This is a genomic window from Flavobacterium sp. CAU 1735, assembly GCF_039888695.1.
Classification (GTDB): domain Bacteria; phylum Bacteroidota; class Bacteroidia; order Flavobacteriales; family Flavobacteriaceae; genus Flavobacterium.
Genome location: NZ_JBDQQQ010000001.1, coordinates 231,591 through 256,895 on the forward strand (window position 1 = coordinate 231,591; position 25,305 = coordinate 256,895).

Genomic DNA, 25,305 nt, shown 5'->3' on the forward strand with positions numbered 1-25,305 from the left:
AATTAACTTGCCTTATTCTGGTTAGTATTTTGGATAGCCATTTCCAACGGCATTACCAATTTGTCTTTTCCGTAGATAAAATCTTCACGGTTGCTGTTCGATTTCACGATAACCTTCGATTTTGTAAGGTAAATCGCTTGTTTCGGACAAGCCTCTTCACATAATCCGCAGAAAATACAACGCAACATATTGATTTCGTAAATCGAAGCGTATTTTTCTTCGCGGTATAAATGTTTTTCTTCCGGTTTACGCTCTTCGGCTTTCATTGTGATTGCCTCAGCCGGACAGGAAAGCGCACAAAGTCCGCAGGCAGTACAACGCTCACGACCTTCGTCATCGCGCATTAACATATGCTGACCGCGATATACCGGGCTAAATTCCCGTTTTTGTTCCGGGTATTTAATCGTAACTTTTCTTTTAAACAAGTGGCGGATCGTAATGACTAAACCTTTTGCGATCGCAACCAGGTAAAGGCTTTCCCAAAAAGTCATCTTTTTGTTGGAAACCTCTTTTTTTCTTCCTGATAATGAAACTGTATCTAATGACATTTCTGTATTATTTTATTATTGGAAAAGTAATATTACTGCTCCCGTTATAACAATGTTTACAATGGCCAGAGGAATTAACATCTTCCATCCCAAATTCATCAACTGGTCATATCGGAATCTCGGGATTGTCCATCGGATCCACATATAAAAGAAGATGAAGAAACAGATTTTGGCAAACAAGACTACCATTCCGATAACGTTGGCAATATTTACACCCCAGTTTTCAACAGCCCAGTCCATTCCCGGGTAGTTGTAGGCTCCGAAATACAATACGGCCAGAATCGTTGAAGAGATAAACATACTCGCATATTCGGCGAATAAATAGAATCCCATTTTCATAGACGAATATTCCGTATGGTAACCACCGATCAACTCGGCCTCACACTCGGCAAGGTCAAATGGTGTTCTGTTGGTTTCGGCAAACGAACACACTAAAAAGATCAGAAATCCAAGCGGTTGGTAGAAAATATTCCAGTTCATACCGGATTGTTGTGCTGCGATTTCGCGTAAGCTCAACGTTCCGGACATCATCACCAAAGCAATGATTGCCAGTCCCATTGCTACCTCGTACGAGATCATTTGCGATCCGGCACGCATAGCACTCATCAGGGAGAATTTATTGTTTGACGCCCATCCACCAATCATAATACCGTATACACTCACCGACAAAACGCCGAAGATAAACAGCATCGCTACGTCGATATCGGTAGCCTGAAGGATAATATCACGTCCGAACAAATGCAATTTGTCACCCCACGGAATTACCGCACTTGTAATTAAGGCCATACTCATCGAAATGGCAGGTCCGATTACAAACAGGAATTTATTAGGGGTATTCGGTAAGAATTCTTCTTTTGAAAACAATTTCAGACCATCGGCAAGCGGTTGCAGGATTCCTCCTTTACCGGCACGGTTGGGTCCGACACGATCCTGAAGCCAGGCCGCGATTTTACGTTCGGCCAAAGTAGAATACATGGCCATTAGCATGGTTAAAGCGAAAACCGCAATAATAATGACACTTTTTTCTATAATTATCGTACTCTCCATGGCGTATTATGATTTAGAATTTTCGGTGTTCTTTAGCGGAACTTCCACCATACTGATTTTCTTTCTGTCCTGATCGCGACCCAAAAGAATTTGTTTTTCGGTTTCGATCGTTACTTTGTCCAGTTTACGGGTGTAGTTGTTCTGGTTGATTACGGAGAATTTCTCGAATTTACGAGGTCCTTCGATTACCCAGTCTTTTACATCTTTATGGTCAAAACGACAGCTGTTACAGATAAACTCTTCCACTTCGTGGTATTCATCTTTACGGGCTGTTACACGCTGAATTTCGTTTCCGAACATCCAAACGGTTGTTTTTCCACAACATTTATCACAGTCTCTATGTGCATTGAATGGTTTGTTAAACCAAACTCTCGATTTAAAACGGAAGGTTTTGTCCGTCAACGCTCCAACCGGACATACGTCGATCATGTTTCCGGAGAATTCATTGTCGACTGCTTTTGAAATACAGGTTGAAATTTGCGAATGATCCCCACGGTTTACAACACCGTGTACACGTCCGTCGGTTAACTGATCGGCTGTCATCACACAACGGTAGCACAGGATGCAACGGTTCATGTGTAACTGAATATTCTCACCGATGTTTTCCGGTTCGAACGTTCTTTTTTCTTCGATAAAACGGGTTTCGGATTTTCCGTTATTAAAACTTAGGTTTTGCAGATCACATTCACCAGCCTGATCACAAACCGGACAATCCAGCGGGTGATTGATTAATAAGAATTCGGTAACCGATTTACGGGCTTCCACAACTCTTGGTGAAGAGATACTTTTTACTTCCATACCGTCCATAACACCAGTTACGCACGATGCCATCAATTTAGGCATTGGCGTAGGATTGGCATCACTACCTTTGGAAACTTCTACTAAACAGCAACGGCATTTTCCTCCGCTTCCTTTTAATTTGGAGTAATAACACATTGCCGGCGGAACGGATTCTCCTCCAATCATTCGGGCAGCCTGCAGGATAGTGGTTCCTGGTTCTACTTCTATTTCGTGACCGTCTATAGTAACTTTCATAGTGCGATTCTTGACTTTATACTGTTTGTTTTGCAATTAAGTGGCGTACCTTTTCGAAAGGTTCTTCCACAAAGTGATCTCTGTTTTTGATCTTTTCCGGGAAACGAACGTGGTATTCGAACTCGTCTCTGAAGTGACGAATTGCGGCAGCCACCGGCCATGCAGCGGCATCACCCAACGGACAGATTGTGTTTCCTTCGATTTTGCTCTGAATGTCCCAAAGCAGGTCGATATCTTCCATACGTCCGTGACCGTTTTCGATTCGGTGTAATACTTTTTCCAACCATCCGGTACCTTCACGACATGGCGAACACTGTCCGCAGCTTTCGTGGTGGTAGAAACGGGAAAAATTCCAGGTATTTCGTACGATACAAGTCGTGTCGTTATAGACAATAAATCCGCCGGAACCCAACATTGAACCGGTAGCAAAACCACCGTCGCTCAACGATTCGTACGACATTAAACGGTCGTCTCCGTTTGCGGTTTTATAGATTAAATGTGCGGGTAAAATTGGCACGGAAGAACCTCCCGGAACCAATGCTTTAAGCGGTCTGTCGTTCATCATTCCACCTAAATACTCGTCGGAATTCATAAATTCCTCCACACTTAATCCCAATTCGATTTCGTATACACCCGGGTTTTTGATATGTCCGGAAGCCGAAATCAATTTTGTTCCTGTAGAACGTCCGATTCCGATAGTAGCATACTCTGCTCCGGAATTATTAACGATCCATGGCACAGCTGCAATGGATTCTACGTTGTTTACTACAGTAGGATTGGCCCATAAACCGCTAACCGCCGGGAATGGTGGTTTGATTCGTGGGTTTCCTCTTTTTCCTTCCAATGATTCGATCAAAGCAGTTTCCTCACCACAGATATAGGCTCCGGCACCACAATGCACATGAAGGTCCAAAGAGAAATCGGTACCTAAGATGTTTTTTCCTAACCATCCGGCCGCATAGGCTTCTTTGATGGCTCTTTCCAGGATTTTAAATACCCACATATATTCCCCACGGATATAGATATAGGACAGATTCGCACCCAATGCATAGCTGGACGTGATCATACCTTCAATTAATAAGTGTGGGATATATTCCATCAGGAAACGGTCTTTAAAAGTACCCGGTTCCGATTCGTCGGCATTACAAACCAGGTGTCTTGGTTTACCCGATTTTTTATCGATAAAACTCCATTTTAGTCCAACGGGGAAACCCGCTCCACCACGACCTCGTAATCCGGAAGTTTTTACTTCTTCGGTTACTTCGTCTGGAGTTAATGTTTTCAGTGCTTTTTCAACAGAAGCATAACCCCCGTTCTGGCGGTACACTTCGTAGGTTTTGATACCTGGAATGTTTATCTTGTCTAATAATATCTTTCTTCCCATGGTATTATTTATCGTGTAAGTTGATTTTTCCTTCTCTGCATTCCGCGATGATGGTATCTACCTTTTCTTTGGTCAGGTGCTCTTTGTAGAAATCACCAATCTGCATCATCGGAGCGTATCCGCAGGCACCAAGACATTCCACACCTACAACGGTAAACATACCATCCGGAGTGGTTTCTCCTTCTTTGATACCCAGTTTTTCGCAGGTATAATCCATCAGATCTTCGGCACCGCGAACGGCACAACAGGAAGTACGGCAAAACTCGAACATGTATTTTCCGATTGGTTTTTGGTTGTACATCGTATAAAACGATACTACCTCATATACTTCAATCGGTTGGATGTTTAGGATTTCGGCCACTTTATCCATTAACGGATAACTTAACCAGTTTTCGTGTGCATCCTGTACTTCGTGTAATACCGGCAATAAAGCCGATTTTCTTTTGTCGTCCGGATAATGGCCGATTAACTCGTTAATACGCGTCATCAGTTCCGGCGTGATATTTATTTCTTGTTTATACTGTGTATTTTCCATAATCCTTATGCGTCTAATTCACCTGCAATTACGTTAAGACTTGACAAAGTTGCGATGGCATCCGAAAGCATTTGTCCTCTAACCATATCGTTATACGCCTGGTAATAGATAAAACAAGGTCTTCTGAAATGCAAGCGATATGGGGTACGGCTACCGTCGGTGATCAAATAGAAACCAACTTCTCCGTTACCGCCTTCTACCGGATGGTATACTTCGGTTAACGGAACCGGAACTTCACCCATCACAATTTTAAAGTGGTAGATAAGCGCTTCCATATTGTGGTATACTTCGTCTTTTGGAGGTAGATAATAATCCGGAACATCAGCGTGGAAAGGTCCTTCCGGAAGTTTTGCCAACGCCTGACGGATAATACTTAAACTTTCCCATACCTCGGCATTACGCACGCAGAAACGATCGTACGTATCACCGTGTTTTCCTACAGGGATATTAAATTCAAAATCTTCGTAAGAGCTGTACGGCTGCATTACACGAACGTCATAATCGACACCGGCAGCACGTAGGTTAGGACCTGTAAAACCATAGCTAATCGCTTTTTCGGCTGAAATAGCTCCAACTCCGATGGTACGATCCATAAAGATACGGTTACGGGTTAGCAGGTTTTCAAACTCAGTCCATATAGGAGGGAACTCTTCCAAAAAGGCATCGATCTTTTTAAAAGCTTCCGGGCTCCATTCTCTTTCAAAACCTCCGATACGACCCATGTTTGTTGTTAAACGGGCACCGCAGATTTCTTCGTAAATTTCATAGATTTTTTCACGGAACTGGAATACATATAAGAAACCGGTTAAGGCTCCGGTATCCACACCCATAACCGAACTACAGATAATATGATCGGCAATACGGGCTAACTCCATTATAATAACACGTAGGTATTGTACGCGTTTTGGAACTTCAATTCCAAGTGCTTTTTCCAAAGTCATCCACCAACCCATATTATTAATAGGAGCGGAGCAATAGTTCATACGATCGGTTAAAACCGTAATCTGGTAGAACGGTCTGTTCTCGGCAATTTTCTCGAAAGCACGGTGGATATAACCCACAGTTCCTTCGCCGTCCAGGATCCGTTCTCCGTCCATTAGGAGGATATTTTGGAAAATACCGTGTGTCGCCGGGTGCGTTGGCCCCAGGTTTAATATGGAAAGTTCGCTGCCGTCTTCATTGCGTCTCTTTTCGATTTCTTTCGCATATCGGTGTTCCGGTGATAATAATAGATCTGACATTTTAGCTGTAAAATATTTTTTTCAGGTTACTATTAGCAATTTTGGGATGTTCTACCGAAGAATCGGTCGTCTTTATCCGTTCGTCCGCTGTCTTCCATAGGGAATTCTTTTCGAAGCGGGAACGAGGTCATTTCATCCATATTAAGGATACGTTTCAATTGCGGATGGCCTTTGAAAATAATCCCGTAAAAATCATAGGTTTCTCTTTCCTGCCAGTTGGAGCTTAGGAATAATCCGGAAACCGTATCGATTTCGGGTTTATCGCCATCCAAATAGCATTTGATACGGATACGAACATTGTCCATCCAGTTGTGCATGTGGTATACCACGGCAAACTGGCGTTCTTTTTCGTAATCCGGGTAATGAATACCACACAAATCGGTTAGGAAATTAAAACGTAAAGTAGCATCATCTCTTAGAAATTTCATAACTTCTACGATAGAGTCTGATGCTACTTCAAATGTGAAAATATCATGTTGTTGAAAGAAATCGGTTACTTTTAAACCGAAGTTTTCAATTAGTTTTTTTTGTATTACAGAGGTTTCTAAAGCCATTTTACTTGATGTTATAAGAACCTAATAAATCTTTATATTCGTCGGAGCCTCTTCGTCTTACCGATTCGCTTTTAACGATTTCCTGAAGTCGCATAATACCATCCAGAATTTGTTCCGGTCTTGGCGGACATCCGGGAACATATACGTCAACCGGGATTACTTTATCGATTCCCTGAAGTACGGAATACGTGTCGAATACACCACCTGAAGAAGCGCAGGCACCCACAGCAATAACCCATTTTGGTTCGGACATTTGCTCGTATACCTGACGTAAGATAGGTGCCATTTTTTTAGCGATAGTGCCCATAACCAAAAGCATATCGGCTTGTCTTGGTGAGAAACTCATACGTTCCGATCCGAAACGTGCCACATCGTAGTGAGCGGCCATAGTAGCCATAAATTCAATACCACAGCATGAAGTTGCAAAAGGCAAAGGCCATAGCGAGTTGGCTCTGGCTAATCCGACAACGGAATCCAATTTGGTAGCAAAGAAACCTTCACCGGCATATCCTTCCGGTGCGTCTACCGTATTATATTTTGAAGTATCACTCATCGTTTTATTATTTTAAACTTTAAGTATCCCAAGTATTTTGAGACAGATTAAAATTCTGAATTCTTTATTCCCATTCCAATCCTTTCTTCTTGATTACGTAGAAGAAACCTACGACAAGAAGCGTCATGAAAATACCCATTTTCATAAAACCTTCAACACCCATAGCTTTGAAATTCACAGCCCATGGATACATGAAGATTACTTCAACATCAAAAAGAACAAATAATATGGCGACTAAAAAGTATTTAACGGAGAAAGGAATACGGGCGTTTCCTACAGATTCGATACCGCACTCGAAGTTTTTGTCCTTGTTTTGAGAGTGTCTTTTAGGACCTAATAGCCCTGAAATTATGATCGTTGTAACCACAAACCCGATAGCTAGTAGTGATTGCATCACTATTGGAATGTAATCAATTTGATTTGTTTGCATGATTTTAGTTCTCTTAATTCTGGAAATAATTCACAAATATACACTCCTAAACGGGATAAGCAACCTTATTTTTTAATCAATTTACCGTTGTTTTCTGTCATAAATGCAAAACATATTTAGACTAAATATAAATAACAAAATTTTGAGGAACTATTTTTAGAGAAAGTGAAAATATAAAAAAGCCGCTCGGTTATGAGCGGCTTAGTCCATTTAGGTAACCAAAAATTAATATATATATTAGTCTTCGATAACTACTACTTTAGCAGCTACTTTACCTTTTCTTCCGTCTTCTTCTTCGTAAGAAACTTTGTCGCCTTCGTTTAAAGTTTCAACTTTAATTCCTGTAGCGTGAACAAAAATGTCTTTTCCAGTTTCTTCGTCAGTAATAAATCCATAACCTTTGGATTCATTAAAAAATTTTACTTTGCCTGTTCGCATAGTGTAATAATAAAAAATAATTAATAATACTCAAAGATATACTTTTTTTTAACACAAGCAAGTTTTTGATGAAAAAAAACAAACAAAAATGTTTAAATTTTGAAGACTTTAAATTAGTGTTAATTTTTTTTAAAATCGATAAAAAAAAGCGGATGTTACTCCGCTTTACAATATTATTTAAGGTCTAATTTTATCGATAATTCTTCAAGTTGCTTGTTGTCGATCGCTGCAGGAGCATCAATCATTACGTCTCTACCGGAATTATTTTTCGGAAAAGCAATAAAATCGCGAATCGTTTCCTGTCCGCCTAAAATAGAAACCAGTCGGTCAAGACCAAATGCCAGTCCGCCATGTGGTGGTGCGCCATATTGGAACGCGTCCATTAGGAATCCGAATTGTGCTTTTGCCTCTTCATCGGAGAATCCTAAATGTTGGAACATTAATTTTTGGGTTTCTTTATCGTGGATACGAATTGATCCACCACCAATCTCATTTCCGTTCAATACCATATCGTAGGCGTTTGCTCTCACTTTACCCGGATCGGTGTCTAATAAATGCATGTCTTCCGGTTTTGGAGAGGTAAACGGGTGGTGCATCGCGTGGAAACGAGCACTTTCTTCGTCCCATTCCAAAAGTGGGAAATCTACTACCCATAACGGCGCGAACTCATCGGATTTACGCAATCCCAAACGGGTTGCTACTTCCATACGTAAGGCGCTTAACTGTGTACGGGTTTTGTGAGCCGGACCGGATAAAACCAGAATTAGGTCACCCGGTTTTGCGTTGGTCGCTTTCGCCCAGTTGGCCAAGTCGTCCTGATCGTAGAATTTATCTACCGATGATTTTAAAGAACCGTCGGCTTCGTATTTACAGTAAACCATACCGGACGCACCAATCTGTGGGCGTTTTACCCAATCAATCAGGTTGTCGATCTCTTTACGGGTATAGCTTGCAGCACCGGGAACGGCGATACCAACTACTAATTCGGCTGAGTTAAATACGGCAAATTCTTTATGTTGTGCTACGTCGTTCAATTCTCCGAATTCCATTCCGAAACGGATATCCGGTTTGTCGTTACCGTAGGTTTTCATGGCATGATCGTAGGTCATTCGTGGGAATTTGTCTACTTCAATACCTTTTATTTCTTTTAATAAATGACGGGTTAGTCCTTCGAAAGTATCCAGGATGTCTTCCTGTTCTACGAAAGCCATTTCACAGTCAATTTGTGTAAATTCCGGTTGTCTGTCAGCTCTTAAATCCTCGTCGCGGAAACATTTTACAATCTGGAAATATTTATCCATACCACCTACCATTAACAACTGTTTAAAGGTTTGCGGCGATTGTGGTAAGGCATAAAACTGACCTTCGTTCATACGGGATGGGACAACGAAATCACGTGCGCCTTCCGGAGTCGACTTAATTAAATACGGTGTTTCCACTTCACAGAAGTCTTGTGCCGACAAGTAGTTACGTACTTCCTGTGCCACTTTATGACGGAACAACAAATTGTTTTTTACCGGATTACGACGAATATCCAGATAACGGAACTTCATACGGATATCTTCACCACCATCGGTTTCATCTTCGATTGTAAACGGAGGGGTTAAAGCGGTATTCAAAACATTTAGTTCGTTAACCAAAATTTCGATATCACCGGTTGGCATATTTGGATTTTTGGATTCGCGTTCAATCACGGTTCCTTTTACCTGAACTACAAATTCACGGCCTAATGTTTTTGCTTTTTCAAAAACTTCCGGACTCGTTCTGTTGGCATCAAAAATTAATTGTGTTATTCCGTAACGGTCGCGTAAGTCCACCCATATCATAAAACCTTTATCACGTGTTTTTTGCACCCATCCGGCTAAAGTAACTTCTTTGTTGCTATCGGAAGCTCGTAACGCTCCACAATTATGACTTCTGTACATTTCTTAAAAATTTATGCGCAAATTTAGGTTTTTTGTTTCAAGTTTAAAGTCAATAGGTTAAAGTTTCTGTGGAATAAAATCAGGAAAAGGAATCCGAATTGCCCTAAAATAGGCTTCCAATGTTAAATTTAACTGCAATGTTACGAAATTGTTAAGTGAAAGTTTTGAAATTGTAAATACATTTTTTAAATTTGATTTAGAATTGATTAACTATTTAAAAACTAAAGCTATGAAAAAGAACTTAATTGCCGGACTGTTGCTGTTTTCTGGAGTGATTTTCGCTCAAAATGTAGAACCTAAATATGAGATTGTCGGTAATTTAGTCAAGGCGACCTATTATTATGATAATGGTCAGTTGAAACAGGAAGGCTTTTACAAAGATGCAAAACCGCATGGAAAATGGGCTTCGTTTAACGAAGACGGATCCAAGCAGGCGATAGGAGAATATGCAGACGGACAAAAAACCGGAAAATGGTTTTTCTGGAATAAAGCGACGCTAAGCGAAGTAGATTATTCCAACAGCAGAATTTCTGATATCAAAAACTGGAAACAGGAAGCGTTAGTAAACAGAAATTAATTACGGTTTGACCTTCAAAAAAAATTAATACTGTTCGCAGGACCTTAATAGGGTTCGCTTCTAAATGAGGAATGGCGGTTATGAAATTTCATAACCGCCATTCTTAGTTTAAATTGCTTTGTTTGTTTACATTTTATGGGTTGGTGTAAAACCGTCTTCACTTATTTCGTTCGGAACATAGTCTTCCACCATCAACTGAGCATAATCGGTTGATTTGCCTTTGGAGAATTTGTGAACAATTTTTTCCATGATATCATAGATTACCGGAACGATAACCAATGTCAGGAATAACGAACTGATCAAACCTCCAATGATAACCCAGGCCAAACCGTTTTTCCACTCAGCACCGGCACCTGAAGCCAATGCGATCGGTAACATACCAAACACCATCGCAATAGTCGTCATCAAAATCGGACGGAGACGCGCGTGGTTCGCCTGGATCAATGCATCGTGAATTGATTCACCGGCAGCACGACGTTGGTTGGTAAAGTCGACCAACATAATCGCATTCTTACACACCAATCCAATCAACATGATGATCCCCAAAATGGTAAAGATATTCAACGAGTTGTTGGTTAAACCTAAGGCCAGTAACGCACCGATAAACGATAACGGAACCGAGAACAATACCACAAACGGGTGAACATAACTGTCGTAAAGTCCCACCATTACCAAGTAAACCAAGATAATCGCCGCTAATAATGCAAATCCTAAGGTACCAAAACCTTCGGTTTGGTTTTCCATATCACCACCCCAAACGTAGTTTACTCCGGTTGGTTTGTGTAATTTTTCAAAAGCCGACTGCCATTCCGCAGCAACAGTACCTGTAGGACGACCTACGGTTTGTCCTTGTACGGTAACCGAAGCACTCTTATCACGACGCTCTAACTGACTCGGTCCGGATCCTTCTTTTACCGTCGCGAATTGTGATAATTTGATTTGTTCTCCTTTATTATTAACGAAAATAAGGTTACTTACATCGTTGATATTCTTTCTGTCGAAAGCGTTGTAACGGATATTGATATCGTATTCGTATTCTCCGGCACGGTATTTACCATCGGTATTACCACTAAAAGCCGTTTGCATCGTCATACCCACCGTTTGTAATGTTAGCCCTAAAGCCGCCATTTTATCACGATCTACCTGAACGTTTACCTCCGGGTTTCCGGTTTCAACGGATAATTTAATTTCCGAAGCTCCTTTAATTTTATACAATTCTTTTTCGGCTGCTTTGGCAAAAACCATCGCGCTGTCTAAAGTTGTACCGGTAACTACCAACGCCAATGGCGCTTCTTCGGCAGTACCCATGATACTCATACCTACGGTTTTGATTTTCGGACCAACCAAAACGTTTTGCATTTTAAGTTTGGTCTTCGCCGCATATACATACGAGTCATCCTCACGTTGATCCTGATCTACTAATTTTACACGGATCTCCGATTTATAAGCGGTCGCCTGTGTACCACCAAAACCTTCACTGGTTTGACCTACGGTAGTGATCAAGCTTTTTACTTCTTTTTGTTTTTTAAGGAAATCCTCCGCTTTTTGCGTCATAAAGTTGGTTTGCTCTAATGAAGCATCTTTTGGCATTTCAATTTGCACTAAGAATTCACCGGCATCCGAACGGGCGAAGAACTCACCACCCACATATCCACCAGCAACCATATATAAAGATGCGAAGAATAAACCGGCAACAATCCCCAATGTTGTTTTCTTATGACCCAAACACCAAACCAGAATATCACTTACCCAGTTGGTAAAACGAGTTAAGATACTTTCGAATCCTAAAATGATACGTCCGAATAAGTTTTTACCTTCAATGTGCTCCAATTTACCGAAACGAGACGATAACCAAGGTACAATAGTAAAGGATGAAAGCAATGATAATAAGGTAGAGATAATTACGGTTACACAGAACTGCGTAATAATGTTCGATACCAATCCGGTACTCATCGCGATCGGTAAGAATACCACCACGATTACCAACGTAATCGAAACTACCGTTCCACCGATTTCGGCTGTTGCATCGTATGCGGCGCGAACCCGGTTTTTACCCATCTCCATGTGCCTATATATATTTTCCAATACCACAATTGCGTCATCCACAAGAATACCTACTACAAGTGAAAGACCTAATAAACTCATTAAGTTTAGGGTATAATCCAGGAATACGAATCCGATAAACGTCGCGATTAACGAAGCCGGAATCGATACCATTACGATCAAGGAGTTACGTACACTGTGAAGGAAAAACAACATTACCAATGCTACCAGGATAACCGCAAGAATCAAATCGTGGATAACCGAATCGGCTGCCTGAAGTGTAAACACCGAGCTATCGTTGGCGATATCCAACTGTAAATCCTGTGCTTTGTAGTCTACTTTTAATTGTCCTAATAATTTTTGGATGTGCTCACTTACCTCTACGGCATTCGCATCCGATTGTTTGATTACCTGAAGGATGATCGCATTTTTCTCATCTACACGGGCAATTTTTTCCACGTCTTTTTGTGTATCCTGTACATCGGCGATATCCATAAGGCGAATTTGAACGCCTTTATTATCGGATACAATCAGATTTCGCAATTCTTCTACCGTTTTATATTTACCGGCCAAACGGATCAGGATCTTTTGATCACGGGTTTGGATGTTTCCGGTAGGGAAATCCAAATTGGAAGTAAGAATTCCTTGTTGTACTTGTGGAACCGATAAACCATAGCCTTTCATTTTGTTGGCATCCATGTTTACCTGAATCTCACGTTCCTGACCACCAATTAAACGAATCTGTGCCACACCATTTACACGGGATAAAATCGGACTGATCTTTTTGTCGATCAAATCGAAGAACTGTGCTTCGTCCATTTTGGCATTGGCTGCAATGGTCATAATCGGTAAATCACTCAGGGAGAATTTACTCAATGACGGTTGTTTCACGTCGTCCGGAAGGTCACTCAACACTGCGTTGATCTTACGTTGTGCGTCATTTAAAGCATAATCCACATTGGCATTATTGTTTAACTGGATCGCTACAACGGATAAACTTTCGTACGATTTGGAGTCAATTTTTTTAATGTTCTCCAAAGAGGAAATCGCATCCTCAATTTTTTTGGTCACCGTATTTTCCACCTCACCAGGAGAAGCACCGGGATAGATGGTCGAAATACTGATTACGTTATTTTCGAATTTCGGGATCAACTCGTAACCCAAAAGGCCGTAGCTGAATAGTCCCCCTAATGTCAAAATCGTAAAGAGAACGACAATTAGTGACGGGCGTTTTATGGATATTTCTGCTAATTTCATATGTTTCTTTAAGTTTTAAGTCTTATGTTGTCTCGAAGCAACACCTAACTATTTTAAAACCGTAACTTTTGCACCATCAGTTAAGTTGATCTGACCACTGGTGATCACAATATCCCCATTGCTTAATCCGTTAAGGATTTCCACTTTTTCTCCGATGATTCTTCCGGCGGTTACATTTTTCATTTTCGCCGTTCCGTCTTTTTGCATTACAAAAACCTGATTGGCGCTCACACTTCCTACGAATGCATTACGCGGTGCAATCATTAATGGCGTTTTGTCGCTTGATGGTGAGAATAAAGCCGTTCCATACATACCTGCTTTCAGGTCGTTTCCGGCATTGTTAGCGATTTCGATCTCTACCGGAAAGTTCAGACTGCTATCGGCTTTAGGTGCGATAAATGTGATTTTTCCGTTGAATTCTTTATCCGGATAAACGCTGGCTTTTACTTTAATCGGAGAACCGATTTTAAGTCCGGCGATCTGATCTTCACTTACCGTTACTTTTAATTTTAAAGTCGATACGTTTACCAGTTCGAACAATTGAGTTCCCGGCGAAACTACCGATCCCGGTTCGATAAAACGTTTGTTTACGATTCCGTTGATAGACGATTTGATACTGGCATCACCCAATGTGATTCGGGCTTGTTGTAAATGCGCTTTGGCATTGGCAAGCGCCAGTTTTGCCTGATCCAGCTGTTGTTTGGTAACCCCGCCGGTTTTATAAGCGCTTTCAAAACGTTGTGCGTCGGTAGCGGCATTCTGATACGATGCTTCCGCATTCTGTAAATCCACGTTGATTTTATCGGCTTTGATTATCGCTAAAGTCTGTCCGATACGTACCGGTGTTCCTTCATCCACCAAAACTTTGGTTACACGTCCGGAATTTTCGGCCGAAAAATTCAATTCCTGAGACGGATAGAAATTTCCGTTTGCTACGAAATCCATAGCTACCGGCTGTGTTTTTATCGTGTCAATTTTTACCACAACCGTAGCATTGGTTTCGGCAACCACGGCTGTTTTCTCTTCATTCTTTGCTTTATTGCTGCTTAACACATAAGCGATCAGGCCTAAAGAACCTAATATAACGACTGCTGTGATAATTTTTTTCTTCATGTTGATTGATGGTTATTGATTTAAAAGTGTTTTTAGTTCTCCTTTGGACTTGATGATCTGAATCTCGGCCATTTTGTATTCCAATAATGCAGAAGTATAGTTGTTTTTTGCTTCTGTTAATGCATTTTCAGAATCCAACAGGTCGGTTAAAGAAGCCAGTCCGTTAACGTAATTGTTTTTAGTGTTGCTGAAAACTTCCTGTGCCAGCGTCACATTTTCTTTTTGGTTGTTGATCGTGATCAAACTATTGTTCAATTGCGATTTGGCATTTTCAAATTCCAATCCTAAAGCCAATTGAGAGTCTTTAAGATCTTCTTCGATTTTTTGTAGGCTAATATCAGCTTGTCTTACTTTTGAACGTGTCGCAAAACCGGTAAAAACAGGAATTTTTAGGTTTAATCCGATCGCTGAGAAATCCGACCAGTACACACCGTCGGCTGGTTTGGCACCCAAAGGCATCACAGGACCTTGTCCGATATAGTTATAGTTGGCTGTAAGCGATAGCGTTGGGTAATGCTCGGCTACAAAAGACTCTTTCTGGTATTTTAAAAGTGTTTTTTGTTTTTCAAGCAATTGATATTCGGAACGATTCGTAACCGATGGTGTTTCGTTTATAAACGGTTTTACCTGAATATCCTCTTTTACGATTTCGATAGGCGTGGAAGCCGGTAAACCGATAAGGAACTTTAATGAGTTTTCCTGCATTTGTACCCCATTGACCAATTGCTGTCTTGTTGAGTTTAAGTTGATCAATTTAACATTTACACGATCCAAATCGATTTTTTTAGCCAATCCGTTTTTAAACTGACCGTCGATGATGTTACGCACTTTGGTTGTATTGTCCAATGTGCTGTCGATCGTATTTAGTTTTTGTTTTTGAACAAACACCTGATAGTAGGCATTGGCTACTTTTTCGATCACCTGCTCTTCGGTTAACTGTGCATTTACCTGATAGAACTCACGTGTTGATTTGGCCGCTTTTAAACCCGTAAAAACCGAATAGTCGAAAATATTCTGAGTTAAGGAAGCACCACCAACCGAATTCCATTTTTGTCCTAACGGCGCTAAAATAGTCGTACCCGGTTGTCCGAAGAAATCACCCGGTAAGGCATTTAACTGTAAGATAGGATTATAGGTAAGGCTTCCGTTCAAACTGATTTGCGGTAAGGCACGGGAACGCACTTCGGCTATTTTGTGATTACTGTTTTCCACTTCCAGCTTGGCCTTTTTGGCGTCGGCTTTATTTTCCAAAGCATATTTCAGCGCGTCTTTTAATGACAAACGCTGTACCTGAGCCTGGGAGACAATGGCAAAAAATAATAACGCAATTGTTATTCTTGTTTTCATATGATGTTTATTGATTAATGAGTAATTTTTCTAAGATTTCAATCCCTTTCGGAGTGGCAATACCGCGAACGTGATATTCCAGCAGTTTTTCATCCAGTTCCTTACGGGTGTACATTTTTTCCGGAAACAATTCAATGTCCATCGTGCTCATGGCGCTGGCATAGTAAATACGTCCAATAAAATCTACATCGATTTCCTGACGGAATAATCCAGCTGCTTTACCGCGGTTCAGGTTGTCGATCACACAAGTGTCCATTTTTTCAAATTGCATCGATTTTAAACAATCGTGGATTTTAGGATAGTATTTCTGTAACTGGAATATGGTCGAGGAGTTTTCCTCTTTTATATTGTGCTGAACATAATCTTTGATGTCGAATAATTCTTCGATCGGATTTTTGCCCAGTGTGCAGATCTGATCAATACCCGACGATATTTTTTCAAACAAATAGGTAGTCGCCGCTTTCACTAATTCCACTTTTGTGGCATAGTGTTCGTAAATGGTTTTTTTTGAAATACCCATTTCAGAAGCGATATCATCCATCGTCACACTTTTAAAGCCAAGATTCAGGAACATGTCGGATGCTTTCTCTAAAATTTCGTTTTTCATGGTCAAAAAATTTCGGCAAATGTATAAAGGAAACTTTTAATACTAAAAAAGTTTCCAAAGTTTTTACGATATTTTAACATAAATTTTTTGCTTTGACGGCGCGGATATTTGCGCTATTTTAGCCGAAAATATCAGGTATGCACCCAGTAAGTTATTATCAGACGCTCATTGCAGAACACTTTTCAAAACTTTCGATCGAAAAAGAACCGAGGAATTTATACGACCCGATTGTCTATATTTTATCGTTGGGAGGTAAGCGAATGCGGCCGGTTTTAACGCTGATGGCGGCAGAAATTTTCGATACCGATGCGAATCGGGCGATGGCGGCGGCAACCGCAGTGGAGCTGTTTCATAATTTTTCGTTGATTCACGATGATATTATGGATGATGCGCCTTTGCGAAGAGGAAATGAAACGGTACACGAAAAGTGGGACATCAATACCGGAATTTTATCGGGTGATGCGATGCTGATTCTGGCCTACCAATATTTCGAACAATACGAACCCCGTATTTTTTCGGCTCTTGCGAAATTATTCAGCAAAACCGCTTTGGAAGTTTGCGAAGGACAACAATGGGATGTCGATTTCGAACAACGTGACGATGTGACCATTCCGGAATACCTGAAAATGATTGAATACAAAACCGCAGTGTTGGTTGGAGCAGCCATGAAAATGGGGGCGATAGTAGCGGAAGCAACTGTTGAAAATGCCGATCTGATATACGATTTTGGATTAAATCTCGGAATTGCCTTCCAGTTACAGGACGATTATCTGGATGCTTTTGGTGATCCGCTGACTTTTGGAAAACAGGTTGGTGGTGATATTATCGAAAACAAAAAGACCTATTTGTATTTAAAAGCACTTGAATTTGCCAACGACGGAACCAAAGCCGAGTTGCAACATTTATTTTCGATTCAGCCGGTAGATAATAGCGATAAAATTGCGTCGGTTAAAACTATTTTTATCGAAACGGGAGCGGCCAAAGTAACGCAGGAAGCGATCGAGGGCTATACGTTAAAAGCATTCGAAACCCTGGAAAAAATGAATATTTCGGCGGAGAAAAAACAGGAACTAAAAGATTTCGGGATAAACCTGATGAAACGACAAGTATAATCATGTTTGTAGCACCTTTAAATACCGATTTATTGCTTTCGGAAGCACAAAAAGAAGCGTTGTACCTGAAATTGGTGGAGCAGATCAATAAAGATTTTGCGCTGGCGAATGAAAGCCTTGATTTTGATGTTTCGATTGCGCCAATCGACTTGAAAGTGCGGTTACATGATAAAATTTACCAGTTAATCCAGTTTAAATTTGCCGAATACCTAAACCTGTTGTACATCATCGATGTGCCGGAAGAACAGGTTAAAAGTCTGGACGGTTCCGATTTGGTGGAATTGGCCGAACAGGTTGCTTTTCTGGTCTTAAAACGCGAATGGCAAAAAGTCTGGTTTAGAAATAAATTCTGACAAAAGGTAAAAATGCCTCGCTATACACATTATTACTTTCCTTAAACAAAACATTGTAGCGAACCCCTATGGTAAAGTTCTGTACACGATACCCTGCGCCCAGAAATAATGCGGTATTCCAGAAATCATCTTCAATATGTGGGTTAAATTGCGTATAGGTATTATTCACGCGAAGTTGCTCGAGTTCGGCAGATAATTGTATTTCCGGTAGTGGGTTAAAAAGGGTGATAATGCTCGCGCCGTAGATATACGAATCGTAGTAGTTTTTTTGTTTGACATAACTCCCGCTAAGACCGATTCCGGCAGCGAAATATTCGTTCACCTGATAGACGGCACTTGGAGCAACGTTAATATTTGTAAAATTATTCCCAAAGTTTAGTCCTAAACCGCCTCCAAACCGCACGCGTTGCCAGAAATCACTTTTTTGAGCCGTTTGTTGATAAACTTGTGCTTTTAATGTAGAAGTCATCATTAAATAAAAGACACAACTCAAAAAGATTGTTAAAAAACTGTTGATGCTTGATTTGATGTTCATTTTTAGGAATATTTTATGACATAAAAGTATGAAAAACATTGAAAGATTATTACAATTGTCGTACTTTTGCGAAAAATTTTCTAACAAAAAAGGTCTTTAGACAAAGTTATGGATAGGTTTTCCTTTTTAAACGCGGCACACACTGCATTTTTTGCAGATTTATACGATCAATATTTACAAAATCCAGATAGCGTTGAACCAAGTTGGAGGAGCTTCTTCCAAGGGTTTGATTTTGCTAGCGAATATAGCGAAGGTCCGGTAGAGCAACTGGCAGCAGTAGCAAATGGACAAGCGGATTGTTCTATTGTTTCGGACAAACTACAAAAAGAATTTAACGTTTTAAAATTGATTGATGGTTATCGCACCCGTGGGCATTTGTTTACCAAAACAAACCCGGTTCGCGACAGACGAATTTTTACGCCGTCACTGGCAATTGAAAATTTCGGACTAACTACAGCCGATCTGACAACCGTTTTCGATGCAGCGCGGGTAGTAAACCTTAACCCATGTACGCTTCAGGAAATTTTAAACCACCTGAATAAAGTATACTGCGAGTCTATCGGAGTAGAATATATGTATATCCGTGATCCGGAAGTGATCGAGTGGATTCAGAAAAGACTGGATATTAACGACAATCACCCAAGTTTTAATGCAGATCAGAAAAAACGAATCCTTAAAAAATTAAACGAAGCGGTTTCTTTTGAAAACTTCCTTCATACCAAATACGTAGGACAAAAACGTTTCTCTCTGGAAGGATGTGAGTCGGCGATCCCGGCATTGGATGCTTTGATCGAGACGGCTGCCGAAAAAGGAGTAGAGCAGTTTGTAATGGGAATGGCACACCGTGGCCGTTTGAACGTGTTGGCCAATGTTTTCGGAAAAGCAACTCAAGATATTTTCTCGGAATTTGACGGAAAAGATTATGATGATGACGCGTTGTTCGACGGAGACGTAAAATACCACTTGGGATTAACGGCAAACCGTACGACACAAACCGGAAAAAATATCAATATTAACCTGGCGCCAAACCCGTCGCACCTGGAAACAGTTGGAGCGGTAATCGAAGGTATCGCCAGAGCCAAACAAGACCGTTATTTCCCGAACGATACGGCAAAAGTATTGCCAATCGCCGTTCATGGTGATGCCGCAGTAGCCGGACAGGGAATTGTATACGAAATCGTTCAGATGGCAAAACTGGACGGATATAAAACCAACGGAACGATTCACTTAGTGATCAATAACCAGGTTGGATTTACAACGAATTATTTAGATGCACGTTCGTCTACTTACTGTACGGATATTGCCAAAGTAACCTTATCGCCGGTATTACACGTAAATGCAGATGATGCAGAAGCAGTAGTTCACGCGATGTTATTCGCCTTGGATTACCGCATGGAATTTGGATCGGATGTATTTATCGATCTTTTAGGATACAGAAAATACGGGCATAACGAAGGGGATGAGCCTCGTTTTACACAGCCACAATTATATAAGATCATCTCAAAACACAAAAATGCAAGAGATATCTATGCTGAGAAATTAAAAGCGGAAAATGTAATCGACAGTAACTATGTGGGTGCATTGGAAGCCGAATATAAAGCGGGATTGGAAGAAAATCTGGAAGCTTCCCGTAAAAAAGATTTAACGATCATCACACCGTTTATGCAGGATGAATGGAAAGGATTTGAGCAGGTGAGTGATGAAGGAATGTTACAAAAATTCGATACGAAAGTAGACAAAGCGGTATTGACCGACATTGCCAAAGTCGTAACCGAATTACCGTCTGATAAGAAGTTTATCAGCAAAATCCAGAAACTGATTAACGACAGAAAAAACATGTTCTTCGAAACGGACAAGTTAGACTGGGCAATGGGTGAAATGTTAGCCTATGGTTCCCTGTTAACCGAAGGATACGATGTACGTATCTCCGGTCAGGACGTAGAACGAGGAACCTTCTCACACCGTCATGCGGTTGTAAAAGTGGAGGATTCGGAAGAAGAAGTGGTATTGTTAAACCAGTTAAAAGATCAAAAAGGAAAATTCTATATCTATAACTCATTATTGTCGGAATACGGAGTTGTAGGTTTTGATTACGGATATGCTTTAGCAAGCCCGAATACCTTAACAATCTGGGAAGCACAGTTCGGAGATTTCTCGAACGGAGCACAAATCATGATTGATCAGTATATTTCGGCTGCGGAAGACAAATGGAACAACCAAAACGGATTGGTGCTATTATTGCCGCACGGATACGAAAACCAGGGTGCAGAACACTCTTCAGCACGTATGGAGCGTTATTTACAGCTGTGTGCAAAACACAATATGTATGTAGCGGATTGTACTACTCCGGCGAACTTCTTCCACTTGTTGCGTAGACAAATGGTAACCAAGTTCCGTAAACCGTTGATTGTATTCACACCGAAAAGTTTATTGCGTCATCCATTAGCAGTTTCTTCAATTGAGGAATTTGCAACCGGAAACTTCCAGGAAGTGATCGACGACGTAACGGTAAACCCGAACGATGTAAAATCGGTTGTTTTCTGTACCGGTAAATTCTACTACGACCTATTGGCTGAAAGAGAAGAAAAAGGAAGAAACGATGTGGCTTTGGTACGAATCGAACAATTATTCCCGTTACCGGTAGAACAATTAAAAGCGGTATTGGCGAAATATCCGAATGCAGACGATTTCGTTTGGGCACAGGAAGAGCCGAAAAACATGGGAGCTTACGGATATATGCTAATGAATTTTAACGAAGTGAAATTCCGTTTAGCATCGCCAAAAGCATACAGTGCGCCGGCAGCAGGAAGTTATACCCGTTCCAAAAAACGTCACGCCAATGCAATTGCGATGGTTTTTGACAAAAATTTATTCAATTAAATTGTACATTTGAAATTCAGATAAAAATAACAACACCTTATAAAATTATATACCGATGATTTTAGAAATGAAAGTCCCTTCACCGGGGGAATCGATCACAGAAGTTGAAATCGCAACGTGGTTGGTAAAAGACGGAGATTATGTAGAAAAAGATCAGGCTATTGCAGAGGTTGATTCCGATAAGGCAACCCTGGAGTTACCAGCGGAAGCGAGTGGTATTATTACCCTTAAAGCGGAAGAAGGTGATGCCGTTGCAGTAGGTCAGGTAGTTTGTTTAATCGATACAGGAGCCGCAAAACCGGAAGGTGGCGCAGCAGCACCTGCAAAAGAAGAAAAAGTGGCGGAAGCTCCTAAAGCGGAAGCTCCAAAAGCAGCTGCGGCACCGGCAGCTACTACGTATGCTACGGGAACACCATCTCCGGCAGCACGAAAAATTCTTGATGAGAAAAACATTCAGCCTGCAGAAATCGTTGGTACAGGTAAAGGTGGAAGAATTACAAAAGATGATGCGGTAAATGCAGTTCCATCTATGGGTACGCCTACAGGTGGAAGCAGAGGATCGGAAAGAACAAAATTATCCATGTTGCGTCGTAAAGTAGCGGAAAGATTGGTTTCTGCTAAAAACGAAACAGCAATGTTGACGACGTTCAACGAAGTGGATATGAGTGCGATCTATGCTTTACGCGAAGAGTATAAAGAAGCTTTCAAAGCAAAACACGGATTGGGATTAGGATTCATGTCTTTCTTTACAAAAGCGGTTACAAGAGCGTTACAACTATATCCGGATGTAAACTCAATGATCGACGGACAAGAGAAAATTTCTTACGATTTCTGTGATATTTCCGTAGCGGTTTCTGGTCCGAAAGGATTAATGGTACCGGTTGTGCGTAGTGCAGAATTGTTGACCTTCAGAGGTGTGGAGGCAGAAATCAAACGTTTGGCGATTCGTGCCCGTGACGGACAAATCACAGTAGATGAAATGACAGGTGGTACGTTTACTATTTCAAACGGAGGTGTATTTGGAAGTATGTTATCAACACCAATCATCAACCCACCGCAATCCGGTATTTTAGGAATGCACAATGTGGTAGAACGCGCGGTAGTTAAAAACGGTCAGATCGTTATTGCTCCTGTGATGTTTGTTGCCTTGTCATACGATCATAGAATTATTGATGGCCGTGAATCTGTTGGATTCTTAGTGGCTGTAAAAGAAGCGTTGGAAAACCCGGTAGAAATCTTAATGGATAACAATCCTAAAAAAGCGTTAGAGCTATAATTGAGATCTTCCGACACGATATAAAACCACGCATTTTGCGTGGTTTTTTTATGCCTGTAATCTAACCTATTTAAAAAAGATTAAGTAACCTTTAAAAGAAAAAATACGAACAGAAGCAAAAAAGAATATTTTTGTGACGGATTAAGTAAGAAAAAATAAATGAAACAGAAACAAAAATCGGCAGCGATTGGTTTTATATTTATAACCATGCTCATCGATATTACCGGTTGGGGGATTATTATTCCCGTAATCCCAAAACTGATCGAAGAGTTAATACACGGAGACGTTAGTGTGGCTTCCAAATACGGCGGATGGTTGACATTTGCCTATGCTTTTACCCAATTTATCTTTGCTCCGGTAATCGGAAACCTAAGTGATAAATATGGACGAAGACCCATTATATTGGTTTCCCTTTTGGGATTCGCACTGGATTATCTGTTGCTTTCGTTTGCCCCAACCATCACCTGGTTGTTTATAGGGCGGATTTTGGCCGGTATTACCGGAGCGAGTATTACCACAGCCTCGGCTTATATTGCCGATATCAGTACCACTGAAGACCGGGCGAAAAACTTCGGAATGATTGGAGCGGCTTTTGGTCTCGGCTTTATCATCGGACCGGTAATTGGTGGTGTATTGGGACAATATGGTGCGCGGGTTCCGTTTTATGCGGCCGCTGTTTTGTGTGCGATCAACTTCCTGTACGGAATATTTGTCCTTCCGGAATCGTTAGCCAAAGAAAACCGTCGTGCTTTCGACTGGAAAAGAGCGAATCCGGTGGGATCGTTGTTAAACCTGAAAAAATACCCGTCGTTAATCGGATTGGTGGTATCCATGACGATATTATACATTGCGGCACACGCCGTTCACAGTAATTGGAGTTTCTTTACGATGTACCGTTTCCATTGGGACGAAAAAATGGTTGGAATTTCATTAGGAGCCATCGGATTACTGGTTGGTTTGGTTCAGGGAGGTTTAATCCGATGGATCAATCCAAAACTTGGAAATGAGAAAAGTATTTATGTTGGAATGTTACTATATACCATCGGAATGTTCTTGTTTGCCTTTGCCTATGAAGGCTGGATGATGTTGATGTTCCTGGTACCGTATTGTCTGGGAGGTATCGCCGGTCCGGCATTACAATCGGTTATCACGAGTCATGTGCCACCAACGGAGCAAGGTGAATTACAAGGAACCTTAACGAGTTTGATGAGTGTAACGTCCATTATTGGCCCGCCTTTAATGACCAATACGTTTTACTTTTTTACCCACGACGAAGCGCCGTTCCAATTTCCGGGTGCGCCCTTTTTGTTGGGAGGAACTCTAATGTTGATCAGTACGATAATATCCTATTCCGTATTCCGGAAAGGAAAATTATAAATAGTATATGTTTACAATAAAAAAAACCTGTCAGATGTATTCTGACAGGTTTTTTGTTTTTTCAGGCTTCAATTTTCTGAAGCATATTAAGCGATGCTTCCAAACTGAGATTGTGGTAATCGGGATTGTAATTGTCCCAGATTTTCCAGGTGTTATGTTGTTTTTTGATAAAATACGTCTGTAAATTCACCTTGTTGTAGGTATTACTGATTGTCCCGGTAGCGTCGCGCCATTCCAGATTCCAGCGTTCTTTAGTGGAAATTACGGTCAGCGTATCGTCGATGCGTGTAATCCGGAAATCGTAGATTTCAAATTTCGACCGATTGTCATCGTTGTTTAAAAAGAGGTTCAGTTTGGCATATTTTTCCAGTAATCCGGTGATGCGTTGGGTTAACGGACCGTCTTCAAAAATAAAATCGGATAACCGACTCAGGTTTACTTCGGGTAGTTTCAGCAGGCATCGAAATTCATCTTCGCAAAACTGATGGATAAGATGTTCAAAATAGGCGGTATGTTCATCATTAGTATCGAATAACGAAATGGGATTGGTTCTTTCTTTGTGGTTTGCGATAAAACTATTTAACGAAGCATAACCGATAAAAATAGCCAGTTTGTCCAATGTTTTCAGAAAACGCAAATCGGAGTTTTCTTTTGTCTCGTAGTCATTGGTGAAAATACGGTGTAGCGTGGTACTCGAAATAGTGGTCCCCAGTTCGTTTTTCCGATTTCCCTGTAAGTATTCCGACCGCGATAAGGTATCGGCTATAATCTCCGAAAGGATGATATACTGGGCTCGTTTCCATGATTTGACACTAGATAAGGTACTGTTAAGAACGGAAGGATGGGTTTGAATTCCTTTTTTGAGTTGCTCAATAATCAGTTTCATTTTTTAGTTAGTTAAGATTGGGTTAGATTTTAATTTATTTTGGGTTTAGTGTCATTGAATAAAATAAATTAGTTTGAGCTATTTTGTTGGTTAATTAGTGGTTGATTTAACAAAATATATGTAAATATAAATATATTTAACGAATTTGTTTGAAGTTTTATTTTTGTCTTTCCGGCGTGAAATAATTTAATATTTAGTCGATTGAGAAATGAAAATGGATGTGAAGAGAGACGAAATAGTCGCAATGAATAA

At 40.8% G+C, this 25,305-nt stretch carries 23 protein-coding genes; 6 read left to right on the forward strand and 17 right to left on the reverse strand.

Going from position 1 to position 25,305, the window contains the following annotated elements:
• Positions 1 to 2: 2 nt before the first annotated feature.
• The 11 genes from AAFN64_RS01205 to aspS all read right to left on the reverse strand — a co-directional run bounded on the left by AAFN64_RS01205 (position 3) and on the right by aspS (position 9,690).
• A complete protein-coding gene (locus AAFN64_RS01205) occupies positions 3 to 548 on the reverse strand; it encodes an NADH-quinone oxidoreductase subunit I (protein WP_136403882.1) in 546 nt (181 codons plus the stop codon).
• A gap of 15 nt (positions 549 to 563) precedes the next feature.
• The gene (gene nuoH, locus AAFN64_RS01210; RefSeq protein WP_136403883.1) at positions 564 to 1,595 is read right to left on the reverse strand and encodes an NADH-quinone oxidoreductase subunit NuoH; all 1,032 of its coding nucleotides are present in this window, start codon (positions 1,593 to 1,595) and stop codon (positions 564 to 566) included.
• Positions 1,596 to 1,601: 6 nt separating this feature from the next.
• On the reverse strand, positions 1,602 to 2,630 hold the full coding sequence (locus AAFN64_RS01215; protein WP_347759023.1) for a 2Fe-2S iron-sulfur cluster-binding protein: 1,029 nt from the start codon (positions 2,628 to 2,630) through the stop codon (positions 1,602 to 1,604).
• Positions 2,631 to 2,646: 16 nt separating this feature from the next.
• The gene (gene nuoF, locus AAFN64_RS01220) at positions 2,647 to 4,014 is read right to left on the reverse strand and encodes an NADH-quinone oxidoreductase subunit NuoF (RefSeq protein ID WP_300491709.1); all 1,368 of its coding nucleotides are present in this window, start codon (positions 4,012 to 4,014) and stop codon (positions 2,647 to 2,649) included.
• 4 nt (positions 4,015 to 4,018) lie between these two features.
• The gene (locus tag AAFN64_RS01225; RefSeq protein WP_347759024.1) at positions 4,019 to 4,549 is read right to left on the reverse strand and encodes an NAD(P)H-dependent oxidoreductase subunit E; all 531 of its coding nucleotides are present in this window, start codon (positions 4,547 to 4,549) and stop codon (positions 4,019 to 4,021) included.
• Between the two features lie 5 nt (positions 4,550 to 4,554).
• Positions 4,555 to 5,790 carry an NADH-quinone oxidoreductase subunit D gene (locus AAFN64_RS01230; protein ID WP_300491706.1) on the reverse strand — a complete coding sequence of 412 codons (1,236 nt, stop codon included), beginning with the start codon at positions 5,788 to 5,790 and terminating at the stop codon, positions 4,555 to 4,557.
• A gap of 32 nt (positions 5,791 to 5,822) precedes the next feature.
• Positions 5,823 to 6,344, reverse strand: coding sequence for an NADH-quinone oxidoreductase subunit C (locus tag AAFN64_RS01235; protein WP_300491704.1), 522 nt, complete (start codon positions 6,342 to 6,344; stop codon positions 5,823 to 5,825).
• A 1-nt stretch (position 6,345) separates the two neighbouring features.
• Positions 6,346 to 6,897, reverse strand: a complete 552-nt coding sequence (locus AAFN64_RS01240) for an NADH-quinone oxidoreductase subunit B (RefSeq protein WP_300491702.1) — start codon at positions 6,895 to 6,897, stop codon at positions 6,346 to 6,348.
• Positions 6,898 to 6,961: 64 nt separating this feature from the next.
• Positions 6,962 to 7,327, reverse strand: coding sequence for an NADH-quinone oxidoreductase subunit A (locus AAFN64_RS01245; protein WP_136403890.1), 366 nt, complete (start codon positions 7,325 to 7,327; stop codon positions 6,962 to 6,964).
• A 237-nt stretch (positions 7,328 to 7,564) separates the two neighbouring features.
• Positions 7,565 to 7,765, reverse strand: a complete 201-nt coding sequence (locus AAFN64_RS01250) for a cold shock domain-containing protein (protein ID WP_136403891.1) — start codon at positions 7,763 to 7,765, stop codon at positions 7,565 to 7,567.
• A 173-nt stretch (positions 7,766 to 7,938) separates the two neighbouring features.
• Positions 7,939 to 9,690, reverse strand: coding sequence for an aspartate--tRNA ligase (gene aspS, locus AAFN64_RS01255; protein ID WP_347759025.1), 1,752 nt, complete (start codon positions 9,688 to 9,690; stop codon positions 7,939 to 7,941).
• A gap of 229 nt (positions 9,691 to 9,919) precedes the next feature.
• On the opposite strand from aspS, the gene AAFN64_RS01260 reads away from it, so the two are divergent.
• Positions 9,920 to 10,267, forward strand: coding sequence for a membrane-binding protein (locus AAFN64_RS01260; protein WP_136403893.1), 348 nt, complete (start codon positions 9,920 to 9,922; stop codon positions 10,265 to 10,267).
• A gap of 126 nt (positions 10,268 to 10,393) precedes the next feature.
• On the opposite strand, the gene AAFN64_RS01265 is transcribed toward AAFN64_RS01260, so the two are convergent.
• From AAFN64_RS01265 to AAFN64_RS01280, 4 genes are read right to left on the reverse strand one after another with little or no spacing between them, the layout of a single operon-like run.
• Positions 10,394 to 13,567: an efflux RND transporter permease subunit gene (locus tag AAFN64_RS01265; protein WP_300491697.1), complete on the reverse strand. Its 3,174-nt coding sequence runs from the start codon at positions 13,565 to 13,567 to the stop codon at positions 10,394 to 10,396.
• A gap of 48 nt (positions 13,568 to 13,615) precedes the next feature.
• Complete coding sequence (locus tag AAFN64_RS01270) at positions 13,616 to 14,680, reverse strand: efflux RND transporter periplasmic adaptor subunit (protein ID WP_300491695.1); 1,065 nt, start codon at positions 14,678 to 14,680, stop codon at positions 13,616 to 13,618.
• A gap of 12 nt (positions 14,681 to 14,692) precedes the next feature.
• The gene (locus AAFN64_RS01275; protein ID WP_347759026.1) at positions 14,693 to 16,027 is read right to left on the reverse strand and encodes a TolC family protein; all 1,335 of its coding nucleotides are present in this window, start codon (positions 16,025 to 16,027) and stop codon (positions 14,693 to 14,695) included.
• A 7-nt stretch (positions 16,028 to 16,034) separates the two neighbouring features.
• Entirely contained in the window at positions 16,035 to 16,634 is a 600-nt protein-coding gene (locus tag AAFN64_RS01280) for a TetR/AcrR family transcriptional regulator (RefSeq protein ID WP_300491691.1), read from the reverse strand.
• A 137-nt stretch (positions 16,635 to 16,771) separates the two neighbouring features.
• On the opposite strand from AAFN64_RS01280, the gene AAFN64_RS01285 reads away from it, so the two are divergent.
• Both AAFN64_RS01285 and AAFN64_RS01290 read left to right on the forward strand, forming a co-directional pair.
• On the forward strand, positions 16,772 to 17,746 hold the full coding sequence (locus tag AAFN64_RS01285) for a polyprenyl synthetase family protein (protein ID WP_347759027.1): 975 nt from the start codon (positions 16,772 to 16,774) through the stop codon (positions 17,744 to 17,746).
• A 2-nt stretch (positions 17,747 to 17,748) separates the two neighbouring features.
• Positions 17,749 to 18,099 carry a hypothetical protein gene (locus tag AAFN64_RS01290; RefSeq protein ID WP_347759028.1) on the forward strand — a complete coding sequence of 117 codons (351 nt, stop codon included), beginning with the start codon at positions 17,749 to 17,751 and terminating at the stop codon, positions 18,097 to 18,099.
• Here AAFN64_RS01290 and AAFN64_RS01295 read toward each other — a convergent pair.
• Positions 18,083 to 18,634 (reverse strand): hypothetical protein, encoded by a 552-nt coding sequence (locus AAFN64_RS01295; protein ID WP_300491685.1) that lies wholly within the window; start codon positions 18,632 to 18,634, stop codon positions 18,083 to 18,085. The genes AAFN64_RS01290 and AAFN64_RS01295 overlap by 17 nt on opposite strands.
• Before the next feature lie 108 nt (positions 18,635 to 18,742).
• Here AAFN64_RS01295 and AAFN64_RS01300 point away from each other — a divergent pair, with 108 nt between their 5' ends.
• The 3 genes from AAFN64_RS01300 to AAFN64_RS01310 all read left to right on the forward strand — a co-directional run bounded on the left by AAFN64_RS01300 (position 18,743) and on the right by AAFN64_RS01310 (position 24,167).
• A complete protein-coding gene (locus AAFN64_RS01300) occupies positions 18,743 to 21,514 on the forward strand; it encodes a 2-oxoglutarate dehydrogenase E1 component (protein WP_347759029.1) in 2,772 nt (923 codons plus the stop codon).
• Between the two features lie 55 nt (positions 21,515 to 21,569).
• Positions 21,570 to 22,790 carry a 2-oxoglutarate dehydrogenase complex dihydrolipoyllysine-residue succinyltransferase gene (gene odhB, locus AAFN64_RS01305; protein ID WP_347759030.1) on the forward strand — a complete coding sequence of 407 codons (1,221 nt, stop codon included), beginning with the start codon at positions 21,570 to 21,572 and terminating at the stop codon, positions 22,788 to 22,790.
• A 159-nt stretch (positions 22,791 to 22,949) separates the two neighbouring features.
• A complete protein-coding gene (locus tag AAFN64_RS01310) occupies positions 22,950 to 24,167 on the forward strand; it encodes a TCR/Tet family MFS transporter (RefSeq protein WP_347759031.1) in 1,218 nt (405 codons plus the stop codon).
• Between the two features lie 61 nt (positions 24,168 to 24,228).
• Here AAFN64_RS01310 and AAFN64_RS01315 read toward each other — a convergent pair whose 3' ends face one another.
• A complete protein-coding gene (locus AAFN64_RS01315; protein WP_347759032.1) occupies positions 24,229 to 25,053 on the reverse strand; it encodes a hypothetical protein in 825 nt (274 codons plus the stop codon).
• Positions 25,054 to 25,305 lie beyond the last annotated feature (252 nt).

Coding starts and splice junctions, on each gene's coding strand:
- AAFN64_RS01260 (WP_136403893.1), top strand. CDS start 9,920: ATGAAAAAGAACTTAATTGCCGGACTGTTGCTGTTTTCTGGAGTGATT.
- AAFN64_RS01250 (WP_136403891.1), bottom strand. CDS start 7,765: ATGCGAACAGGCAAAGTAAAATTTTTTAATGAATCCAAAGGTTATGGA.
- AAFN64_RS01280 (WP_300491691.1), bottom strand. CDS start 16,634: ATGAAAAACGAAATTTTAGAGAAAGCATCCGACATGTTCCTGAATCTT.
- AAFN64_RS01285 (WP_347759027.1), top strand. CDS start 16,772: ATGCACCCAGTAAGTTATTATCAGACGCTCATTGCAGAACACTTTTCA.
- nuoH (WP_136403883.1), bottom strand. CDS start 1,595: ATGGAGAGTACGATAATTATAGAAAAAAGTGTCATTATTATTGCGGTT.
- AAFN64_RS01270 (WP_300491695.1), bottom strand. CDS start 14,680: ATGAAGAAAAAAATTATCACAGCAGTCGTTATATTAGGTTCTTTAGGC.
- AAFN64_RS01230 (WP_300491706.1), bottom strand. CDS start 5,790: ATGTCAGATCTATTATTATCACCGGAACACCGATATGCGAAAGAAATC.
- AAFN64_RS01290 (WP_347759028.1), top strand. CDS start 17,749: ATGTTTGTAGCACCTTTAAATACCGATTTATTGCTTTCGGAAGCACAA.
- AAFN64_RS01215 (WP_347759023.1), bottom strand. CDS start 2,630: ATGAAAGTTACTATAGACGGTCACGAAATAGAAGTAGAACCAGGAACC.
- AAFN64_RS01205 (WP_136403882.1), bottom strand. CDS start 548: ATGTCATTAGATACAGTTTCATTATCAGGAAGAAAAAAAGAGGTTTCC.
- AAFN64_RS01275 (WP_347759026.1), bottom strand. CDS start 16,027: ATGAAAACAAGAATAACAATTGCGTTATTATTTTTTGCCATTGTCTCC.
- AAFN64_RS01265 (WP_300491697.1), bottom strand. CDS start 13,567: ATGAAATTAGCAGAAATATCCATAAAACGCCCGTCACTAATTGTCGTT.
- AAFN64_RS01310 (WP_347759031.1), top strand. CDS start 22,950: ATGAAACAGAAACAAAAATCGGCAGCGATTGGTTTTATATTTATAACC.
- AAFN64_RS01300 (WP_347759029.1), top strand. CDS start 18,743: ATGGATAGGTTTTCCTTTTTAAACGCGGCACACACTGCATTTTTTGCA.
- aspS (WP_347759025.1), bottom strand. CDS start 9,690: ATGTACAGAAGTCATAATTGTGGAGCGTTACGAGCTTCCGATAGCAAC.
- AAFN64_RS01315 (WP_347759032.1), bottom strand. CDS start 25,053: ATGAAACTGATTATTGAGCAACTCAAAAAAGGAATTCAAACCCATCCT.
- AAFN64_RS01295 (WP_300491685.1), bottom strand. CDS start 18,634: ATGAACATCAAATCAAGCATCAACAGTTTTTTAACAATCTTTTTGAGT.
- AAFN64_RS01235 (WP_300491704.1), bottom strand. CDS start 6,344: ATGGCTTTAGAAACCTCTGTAATACAAAAAAAACTAATTGAAAACTTC.
- AAFN64_RS01245 (WP_136403890.1), bottom strand. CDS start 7,327: ATGCAAACAAATCAAATTGATTACATTCCAATAGTGATGCAATCACTA.
- nuoF (WP_300491709.1), bottom strand. CDS start 4,014: ATGGGAAGAAAGATATTATTAGACAAGATAAACATTCCAGGTATCAAA.
- AAFN64_RS01225 (WP_347759024.1), bottom strand. CDS start 4,549: ATGGAAAATACACAGTATAAACAAGAAATAAATATCACGCCGGAACTG.
- odhB (WP_347759030.1), top strand. CDS start 21,570: ATGATTTTAGAAATGAAAGTCCCTTCACCGGGGGAATCGATCACAGAA.
- AAFN64_RS01240 (WP_300491702.1), bottom strand. CDS start 6,897: ATGAGTGATACTTCAAAATATAATACGGTAGACGCACCGGAAGGATAT.